This is a genomic window from Ideonella azotifigens (assembly GCF_006519715.1).
Lineage (GTDB): Bacteria > Pseudomonadota > Gammaproteobacteria > Burkholderiales > Burkholderiaceae_C > Ideonella > Ideonella azotifigens.
Window position 1 is genome coordinate 1 of sequence record NZ_VIDT01001163.1, and the last position, 1,086, is coordinate 1,086.

General features: G+C 69.6%; 1 protein-coding gene and 1 pseudogene. One reads left to right on the forward strand and one right to left on the reverse strand.

Annotation, left to right across the window (positions count from 1 at the left end; genetic code table 11):
- Positions 1-534: pseudogene (locus FKP22_RS31340) on the reverse strand (DNA ligase-associated DEXH box helicase); the annotation flags it as partial.
- Positions 535-666: 132 nt separating this feature from the next.
- On the opposite strand from FKP22_RS31340, the gene FKP22_RS31345 reads away from it, so the two are divergent.
- On the forward strand, positions 667-1,086 hold a 420-nt coding region (locus FKP22_RS31345; protein ID WP_233447042.1), incomplete at its 3' end, for a DUF1254 domain-containing protein.

Consider the following 1,086-nt stretch of genomic DNA (forward strand, 5'->3'; position numbering starts at 1 on the left):
CCGCTGCGCCTTGCCGAAGGCATAGGCGCCCACCACACTGGGGCGCCCCGCCGCCGCGTTCTCGGCCCACCATTGCTGCACCTCGGCCATCAACCGCGCCGGGGTGGGCCAGCGGTAGATCGGCAGGCCGAAGGTGGATTCGGTGATGAAGGTGTGGCAGCGCACCGCCTCGAAGGGCGTGCAGGTCGGATCGACCTCGACCTTGTAGTCACCCGACGCGACCCAGACCTCGCCCTGCCACTCGATGCGCACCTGCGCCGAGCCCAGCACATGCCCCGCCGGGTGCAGCGAGATGCGCACGCCTTGCTGCGTGATGACCTCGCCGTACTCGACCGTCTGCAGCGTGATCTCGCCCAGCCGGCCGCGCAGCACGCCGGCGCTGGCCACATGCGCCAGGTAGTGGCCGTGGCCCACCCGGGCGTGGTCCGAATGGGCATGGGTGATGATGGCCCGCGCCACCGGCCGCCAGGGGTCGATGTAGAAATCGCCGGGTGGGCAATACAGCCCCTCGGGACGGGCGACAACCAGGTCCATCGAGCGACGCTAGCACGCCGCCGCCGGCTGGCGTGTCAGCGAAGGCCGACTCGCGCCCCCTGCACAGTAGGTGTTTTGCGAGCCTGCACCTGCCGCCTACGATGGCAGGCACGACAAACGCCAGGGAAGCCCATGCCACGTTTCGCCATCGCCTCGTTCGCCGCACTCCTGCTGAGCGTCTACACACAGGCCCAAGCCGCTCCGCCGGCCGAGATGCCGCTCAAGCCAGCCTTCGACTACGCCTTCCCTCTGCAGGAAATGGCCAAGCTGCGGCTGGCCCGCCTGGGCGACGGGCAGACGCCGACCGAATTCCGGCTGAACCAGTGGATCCACATGCGCGCACTGCTGGGGCCTGCGGACCGGCGCGTGACGGCGCCGAACAACGACACGCTGTATTCACTGGCCTGGCTGGACCTGGCCAACGGGCCGGTGCGGCTGTCGCTGCCCGATACCAAGGGCCGTTACTACTCGGTGGCGGTGCTGGACATGTACACCAACAACGTCGCGGTGCTGGGCCGGCGCACCGGCGGCACCCGGGCGCGCGAAGTGCTG